Source organism: Pseudomonas sp., assembly GCF_050739655.1.
Lineage (GTDB): Bacteria > Pseudomonadota > Gammaproteobacteria > Pseudomonadales > Pseudomonadaceae > Aquipseudomonas.
The window spans coordinates 1-7,886 of the sequence record NZ_JBOIBY010000530.1 but is presented as its reverse complement, the minus strand read 5'-3'; the positions used below and the strand labels follow the sequence as shown (position 1 = coordinate 7,886).

At 59.3% G+C, this 7,886-nt stretch carries 7 protein-coding genes; 4 read left to right on the top strand and 3 right to left on the bottom strand.

Annotation, left to right across the window (positions count from 1 at the left end; translation table 11 throughout):
* The first annotated feature begins 188 nt into the window (after nt 1-188).
* The 3 genes from ACRESJ_RS25200 to ACRESJ_RS25190 all read left to right on the top strand — a co-directional run bounded on the left by ACRESJ_RS25200 (nt 189) and on the right by ACRESJ_RS25190 (nt 3,388).
* Nucleotides 189-1,052 carry a LysR family transcriptional regulator gene (locus ACRESJ_RS25200; protein ID WP_431760331.1) on the top strand — a complete coding sequence of 288 codons (864 nt, stop codon included), beginning with the start codon at nt 189-191 and terminating at the stop codon, nt 1,050-1,052.
* A gap of 105 nt (nt 1,053-1,157) precedes the next feature.
* Nucleotides 1,158-2,303, top strand: coding sequence for a sterol desaturase/SRPBCC family protein (locus ACRESJ_RS25195; protein WP_431760330.1), 1,146 nt, complete (start codon nt 1,158-1,160; stop codon nt 2,301-2,303).
* The gene (locus ACRESJ_RS25190) at nt 2,300-3,388 is read left to right on the top strand and encodes an SMP-30/gluconolactonase/LRE family protein (RefSeq protein WP_431760329.1); all 1,089 of its coding nucleotides are present in this window, start codon (nt 2,300-2,302) and stop codon (nt 3,386-3,388) included. The genes ACRESJ_RS25195 and ACRESJ_RS25190 overlap by 4 nt, the downstream gene beginning before the upstream one ends.
* Nucleotides 3,389-3,629: 241 nt before the next feature.
* Here the strand turns inward: ACRESJ_RS25190 and ACRESJ_RS25185 are convergent, their stop codons facing one another.
* Nucleotides 3,630-3,776 carry a hypothetical protein gene (locus ACRESJ_RS25185; RefSeq protein ID WP_431760328.1) on the bottom strand — a complete coding sequence of 49 codons (147 nt, stop codon included), beginning with the start codon at nt 3,774-3,776 and terminating at the stop codon, nt 3,630-3,632.
* Between the two features lie 109 nt (nt 3,777-3,885).
* Nucleotides 3,886-4,116: a DUF465 domain-containing protein gene (locus ACRESJ_RS25180; protein WP_431760327.1), complete on the bottom strand. Its 231-nt coding sequence runs from the start codon at nt 4,114-4,116 to the stop codon at nt 3,886-3,888.
* A gap of 208 nt (nt 4,117-4,324) precedes the next feature.
* Between ACRESJ_RS25180 and ACRESJ_RS25175 the strand changes: the two genes are divergently transcribed.
* A complete protein-coding gene (locus tag ACRESJ_RS25175; protein ID WP_431760332.1) occupies nt 4,325-4,846 on the top strand; it encodes a DUF4142 domain-containing protein in 522 nt (173 codons plus the stop codon).
* Nucleotides 4,847-5,114: 268 nt separating this feature from the next.
* Here ACRESJ_RS25175 and uvrA read toward each other — a convergent pair whose 3' ends face one another.
* Complete coding sequence (gene uvrA, locus ACRESJ_RS25170; protein WP_431760326.1) at nt 5,115-7,751, bottom strand: excinuclease ABC subunit UvrA; 2,637 nt, start codon at nt 7,749-7,751, stop codon at nt 5,115-5,117.
* Between the last annotated feature and the right edge of the window lie 135 nt (nt 7,752-7,886).

Sequence of the window (7,886 nt, the reverse complement as noted above, 5' to 3'; positions counted from 1 at the left end):
TTTTTCGCGAGAAAGCTCGCTCCTACAGTTGACCTTCATCGCTTAACTGACTGGCATTAGGGCAAGCCTCGCTCCCACATAAATGGTGTAGCCGCACAGGAACCTGGCGGCTCCTCCCGATTTTCCTCCCCCTCGCCACGCACGGGTGGCGCTCTTACAATGCCAGCACTTCCCGACACGGCCCGCCCATGGACATCGATCTCGCCCGCACCTTTCTGGAAATCGTCCGTCACGGCAGCCTTGTCGCAGCGGCCGAGAAACTTCACGTCACCCAGACGGCGATTACCGCACGTGTACAAAAACTGGAAAGCCAACTGGGCAGTACCCTGTTTGTGCGCAATCGCGCTGGTGCCCGGTTGACGCCCAATGGCGAAGCCTTCGTGGTGTATGCCAATCAACTGGTGGAAACCTGGGAAGCGGCGCGACGGGACTTGCCGTTGCCCGAGGGCTACCACGACGTGTTGCACATCGGTGGCGAGGTCAGCCTGTGCAATCCGTTGATGCTCAGTTGGGCCGGTGCACTGCGAGAAAAAATCCCCGGCCATGCCCTGCGCATGGAGATCCGCGACGGCGAAAACCTGTTGCGTCAACTGGAGCTAGGGGTGCTGGATGCAGCGCTGGTCTATCAGCCCGAATACTGGCCGCGCCTGCAAGTGGAGCAGGTTCTCGAAGAAAAACTCATTCTTGTCCGTCATCCCGAGCGGCCGCAGCCTTATGTTTACATCGACTGGGGAATGGATTTCCGACGCCGGCACGATGCAGCCCTTCCCGATAAAGCCAAGGCTGCCTTGAGCTTCAACCTTGGCCCATTGGCCTTGCAGTACATCCTGGAAAACGGCGGCAGCGGCTATTTCCGCACCCGTGTCGTGCAGAGTTATCTGGAAAGCGGCGTGCTGGAGCAAGTGCCCAAAGCGCCGGAATTCAGTTACCCGACCTATCTGGTCTACTCCCGCGACCGCGACTCGCAAGCTTTGCAGCAGGCTTTCGATCTGCTGCGCGAAGTCATCAAGACCGATGACGACTGGTCGCAACGCTGGAATCCACTGATCTGAGTCCTGTTTGCACCGGATCATGGCAGCTGTGTCCTCAACCTCGACCCGCCAACACAACGCAATCGTCTACGCTGCTGGAGATAACAATAACGACAGGTGATTGCAGTGAGGCAGACCACCGAAGCATTCCGTACCCGCTATCGCGCTGATATCCATCCCCTCTACAATCCTTGGCTGCATGGCACCTTTGTGACGCTGTTCGGCATAACCGCCATTGCCATGTTCTGGAACACCGTGCACCAGGTGCATCCGCTGCAATGGTTGGCGGTGCCTTTGACGCTGTTGTTTTTCAGTTTCGGCGTGTACATGGTCCATCGACACCTGGGCCATCACAAAAAAGCCTTCGCGCGGATGTTCTATGCCCGCCATGCCGTTGACCACCACAGCTTCTTCGCCCCCGGGCACATGACGTATGACAGCGCACGCGACTGGCGGGTGATCCTGTTTCCGGCCTGGCTGATCGTGTTGCACACGCTGGTCATTACCCTGCCCCTCTGGTGGTTGCTCAAGCAGTTTGACGACAACGTCGCCGGACTCGTGGCCGGGAGCATGGTGCTCGGCTATTTGACCTACGAAGTGTTTCACGCCTGCGAACACTTGCCGTCGCACAATCCACTGACGCGCCTGCCGTGGATCCGCCAGATGCGTCGCCTGCATGAACTGCATCACCGCCGCGAGATGATGCAGGAGCGCAATTTCAACATCGTTTTTCCGTTGATGGATTACCTGTTCGGCACCCTCTATTGGGAACCTGAACAGGACATCCCGTACCTGACGAGAACCCCCATGACCCGCATGCAGCATCAGATCGACATCGCCGGAAATCCCGTTGCCGTGCTCGCCTACGCCAGCACCGTGAGCCTTTGGCCGCAGTGGCACCCTTCGTCCCTCAGTATCAACGGGCAAAAAGGCTCGCTGCATGCCGGTGCGCGGTTCGAAGAAGACATCCGCGCCGGTGGCCGCGACGGCCACTTGAGCTGGGTGGTGGACGAGTATCTACCGGGACGCCACTGGTGCGCCCGTGCTGATGGCGACCATGGTTTGTCACTGGTGCTGACTTACCAATGCGAGGCCGAGGGTGACCGCACGCGGTTTGTTCGCACGCTGGAGTATCAGTTCAGTGGCCTGGGGATGCGCATCGCCAACAAGCTGCTGCTCAGACGCCGGATTGATCGCGAGTCGGCAGCATCGATGTTGGCATTGCGCGAGATGGCGCAAATACACCTGGCACAGACAGAGGTCCATGCGTGAGGCGATCAATCGGGTTTCACCATGGAGTGTTGCTGCTGATCGTTGCCATCGGCGGATTCCTGCTACTGATGCCGACCAAGGTGCAACCGGTGGCCTGGACGCCTGCACCCGCGCCGTCCCTCACCGAAGGCCTCTATGCCGACAATCAGCGCCTCAAGGGCGTGGCGCGCGTTGGCCCTGCGGACATCGACGGGCCGGAAGCACTGCTATTGGAGAACGATACGCTGCTCACAGGCTTGCATGATGGTCGGTTGATCCGTACCAGTCTTGATGGCACGGTCACCAAAGTCCTGGCCGACACCGGCGGCCGGCCGCTGGGGCTGGCCCGTCACCCCAACGGTTTGTTGGTGATCGCTGACGCCGTGAAGGGCTTGCTGTCGCTGGACGCCCAAGGGCGGCTGGTGGCATTGACCACGACCGCCAATGGCGTGCCCTTTGGTTTCACCGACGACGTGGCCATCGACAAACCCGGGCACTACGCCTATTTCAGCGATGCTTCCAGTCGGTTCGGCTACGGCAAGGACGGCGAGGCCATCATTGAGCATGGGGGTGATGGCCGGTTGCTGCGCTATGACTTCCAGACCGGCAAGACCACGGTGTTGCTGGACAAGCTGGAGTTTGCCAACGGTGTGGCTTTGGGGCCCGAAGATGCGTTTGTGCTGGTCAATGAAACGGGTGCCTATCGCATCAGCCGTTACTGGTTGACCGGGCCGAAGGCTGGCACCCACGACCTGTTCATCGACAACCTGCCGGGTTTGCCCGACAACCTGTCGTTCAATGGTCATGACCGCTTCTGGGTCGCGCTGTACGCTCCGCGAAACGCCCTGCTGGACGCGACCGCGCCGCATCCTTTCGTACGCAAGATGATCGTGCGAGCCATGACCGTCCTGCCCAAGCCGGTGGAAAAACGTGCCTTTGCGCTGGGTCTGGACCTGGAGGGCAAGGTCATCGCCAATTTGCAGGACGGCACCAGCGGCAACTACTCGCCGATCACCACCGTGCGCGAATATGGCGACTGGCTGTACTTCGGTTCGCTGAAGGCGAAAAACATGGTGCGATTGCCGTTGAGTGTGGCGTTGCAATAAACACCGGGGACCATATCCAACAATATTGTCGTCCGACTCTCCGCTATCGCGGGCAAGCCCGCTCCCACAGGTGATCTGCCCTACACAGATCACCTGTTCACTGGAAATTCCTGTGGGAGCGGGCTTGCCCGCGATGAGGCCAGCATATCCACCATCAATGGCGCCTGACCCGGCGCTATCGCGAGCAGGCTCGCTCCCACGGGTGGGGCTGTGGCGCAGACGTTTTTATTTCACAACACATCTACTGTGGGGCGTCTTCCGGCAACTCATCATCACCCGACTCTTCTTCAGGATTCTCAGCGGTACGCGCCGGGCTCAGCGGTTGTGGATGGGTGGGCATCGGGTCGTAGCCACCCTGGTCTTCGGAAGGGAATTTTGGTTGGTTCATGAGGCACCTCGTCTGTCGCCCGTTTGTGGGGACCTGAACATTCGAGGTGCCGGTTTTTGTCGCCGTTCCAACCTTCAGTCACCGATCGTCGGTGATGCCTGATGCTGGGTCAGGACGACTGGAGTTGAATGACGATCTTATCCTTGACCTCCAGGCGCTTCGCCTTGAGCTTTGTCACAGTGTCATCGCTGGATTTGGCTTGCTCCGCCTTCAACACCTCGGCATCTGCCTGGGAATACTTGTTGATCAGTGAATCCAGTTTCGGATCCTTGGTGCGTCTCTGCTGGATTTCTTCCTTTGTGAAACTCAGATCCTGAAAAAGGTCATGGGACACCGGCATGGAACACCTCCGTTTGTTAATCGGTAGCAAACGCGATTGATTGCGTTCGCCAACTATCAGAATGGCCTCCGATTGCGGGTTCTGTCGACCATCTATCAGACCAGTGGTGCCCGTTCGTCGTCCTGTCGCAAATGCGATAAAACCTTTGCTCGATCACCGGCCTCCACACAGTAACGATCACATCGATCAACTGCGTGGAGATGCACCAATGGACGGATTTAACCTGCGCCACCTTGTTCTGGCCGTAGCCTTGAGTACCAGCATGGGCACGGCTTTCGCGGCAACCTCCAATGATTTCGTCGACAAGGCCGCCGCCGGTGGCATAGCCGAAATAGAAACCAGCCGGCTTGCACTCGAAAAGAGCCAATCGGCAGACATCAAGGCATTTGCCAACACCATGATCACCGATCATGGCAAGGCCAATGATGAACTGGCCGCCATCGCGAAAAAGAACGACATCGAAGTGCCTGACAGCACGACATTGGTGAAGCAGGCCAAGGAAAAGATTCTCGACATGCGAGACGAATCGTTCGATTCGGCGTATGCCAATTACCAGGTCAAGGCCCACGAAGACACCATCGAGCTGTTTAAAAAAGAAGCCAATACGGTGACGGACGACAAGACCAAAGGCAAAACAGACCTGAAAGCCTTTGCGCAAAAAATGCTGCCGGCTCTAGAACACCATCTGGAGATGGCGAAAAAACTGCAAGCCGCCCATCCAGACAAATAACCGCGCCGGCCAGCATTGATGTTGGAGGTGCCGGCCTCATCCCACAGGTCCTGCGTCGTTCACAAATAAAGCGGCTGGCATTAAACCCTGTAGGAGCTGACGAGTGAAACGAGGCTGCGATCTTTTGATTCTGTTTTAAAGCAAGATCAAAAGATCGCAGCCTGCGGCAGCTCCTACCGGGGGCCTGTCGTTCACAGAGATGCGGCCTACACAAAACCCTGTTCGAGCGAGGCTTGCCCGTGATGAGGCCGTCCGTTTCACCGCCAACTCAAGTCGAACCCAATACCCGCCCCAAAAACGGCGCCGTCCGGCTCTTCCTGCTTTTAGCCACTTTTTGCGGCGTGCCGGCAACCACGATCTTGCCGCCCTGATCCCCCGCCCCCGGACCTATATCGATAACCCAATCACTCTGCGCCACCACGCGCATTTCATGTTCGACGACAATCACCGTATGCCCCGCCGTCACCAGGTTATTCAATTGCTCCAACAAGCGATCGACATCCCGCGGGTGCAAGCCGGTGGTGGGTTCATCGAGCACATACAGCGTCGCCCCGCGTTGATTGCGCTGCAGTTCAGTCGCCAGTTTGATGCGCTGGGCTTCGCCACCGGACAGCTCGGTCGCCGGTTGGCCGAGGCGCAGATAACCCAGGCCAATATCGCGCAACACCTCAAGCGAGCGACGGATTGACGCCTGTTCGCTGAATACCTCCACGGCTTGCTCCACGGTCAGTTGCAGTACCTGGGCAATATTTCGACCCTGCCAGGTGATGGCCAGCGTTTCGGGGTTGTAGCGGGCACCGTGGCAGGTCGGGCATGGCGCATAGACGCTGGGCATGAACAGCAATTCAACGCTGACAAACCCTTCGCCTTCACAGGTCGGGCAACGGCCCTTGGCGACGTTGAAGGAAAACTGTCCGGCGTCATAACCCGCCGCTTGCGCCTCGGGTGTGGCGGCATACAGTTTGCGCACGTTGTCGAACAGCCCGGTGTAGGTCGCGAGGTTGGAGCGTGGTGTACGGCCAATCGGCTTCTGATCGACCTGCACCAGACGCTTGATCGACGCCAACCCGGCAGTAACCTGGCCACCGCTGATTTGCGGCGCGTCATCTTCCAGGCTGAGTTCCTGCGGATCGTTGTCTACCGTCGCACGTCCCAGGTGCGCGCCGACCAGTTCCAGCAGCGCCTGGCTGACCAGGCTCGACTTGCCCGAGCCCGAGACACCGGTGACGGCGGTGAAACAGCCCAAGGGAAACTCGACGTTGAGGTCATTCAGGTTATTGCGGGTGATGCCCTCAAGACGCAGCCAGTCGCTGGCCTTTCGGCTGACCTTCGACTGGCTGGTTTTCTCGGCAAACAAGTAGGCACGAGTTTGCGAATCGGCAATCTCGGCCAACCCGTGCGGCGCACCGCTGTACAGCACTCGCCCGCCGTGTTCACCTGCAGCCGGACCGACGTCGATCAACCAGTCGGCGCGGCGCATGGTTTCCAAATCGTGCTCGACCACAAACAAGGTATTGCCCGCAGCCTTCAAGCGCTGCAGGGCTTCAAACAACGCCTCGCCATCCGCCGGGTGCAAACCTGCCGACGGCTCATCCAGTACATAAATCACGCCGAACAACTGCGAACCCAACTGTGTCGCCAGGCGCAGACGCTGCAACTCGCCGGACGACAGCGTCGGAGTGCTGCGTTCCAGCGCCAGATAACCAAGGCCCAGGTCCGTCAGGGTGCTGACCCGCTCCAGCAAATCCTGGGCGATGCGTTGTGCAGCCAGGCGTTTCTCCACGGACAGATTCGGTGTGTGGCGCACATCCGGGGCATTGGCGTGGCCGCTGGCGCCGTGGGCCATGCGCTGTTCGCGGGCCTCGCGGGTCTGGTCGTGCGTCAGCACTTCGCCCGCCTCATCACCTTCTTCGAGGTAGTGCTGGGCCGCCACCGGTTTGAGCACCTCGGCCACCTGCAGCAATGGCATCTGCGACAGTTCGCCGATGTCGTAGCCGGCGAAGGTCACCGACAACGCCTCGCGCTTGAGGCGTTTGCCGTCGCACAACGGACACGGGCTGCCGAGCATGAATTGTGAAACACGCTTCTTCATCAGCGCACTTTGCGAGTGGGTGAATGTATGAAGGATGTAGCGGCGCGCACCGGTGAACGTGCCCTGGTAACTGGGCTCCATTTTGCGCTTGAGGGCGACACGGGTTTCATCCGGCGTGAGCCCGGCATACACCGGCACCGTCGGGGTTTCTTCGGTAAAGAGAATCCAGTCGCGCTGCTTTTTTGGCAGCTCGCGCCAGGGGATATCGACGTCATAGCCCATGGTCACGAGGATGTCCCGCAGGTTCTGCCCCTGCCAGGCCAAGGGCCAGGAAGCGACGGCGCGCTGGCGGATGGTCAGGCTCGGGTCAGGCACCATCAGTGCCTCGGTGACCTCATACACCCGGCCCAAACCGTGGCATTCAGGGCAGGCGCCTTGGGGTGTATTGGGTGAAAAGTCTTCGGCATACAGCATCGGCTGTCCCGCCGGGTAACTGCCGGCGCGGGAGTACAGCATGCGGATCAGGCTCGACAAGGTCGTGACGCTGCCCACCGAAGAGCGCGTGCTCGGCGTGCCCCGTTGTTGTTGCAAAGCGACCGCGGGCGGCAAGCCTTCGATGGAATCCACGTCCGGCACGCCGACCTGATCGATCAGGCGCCTTGCATAAGGCGCCACGGACTCGAAATAACGGCGTTGTGCCTCGGCGTACAGGGTTGAAAAAGCCAGGGATGACTTCCCCGAACCAGACACTCCGGTGAACACCACCAGGGCATCGCGCGGGATATCGACGTCGATGTTCTTGAGATTGTGTTCCCGGGCGCCGCGCACCCTGACCATGCCTGAAGGAGGGTTTGCGGTTCGGTTGGAGGTCATCGTGTGGCCTTGTCAAGAATTGAAGTAATGGTGTTCAGTTAAGCGAATGAGGACCCTTGTAGGAGCGAGCTTGCTCGCGAAAAACGTTAACGATGACGCGAGTATCCTGAATGGTCGCGGCGTCTACAGGTTTTT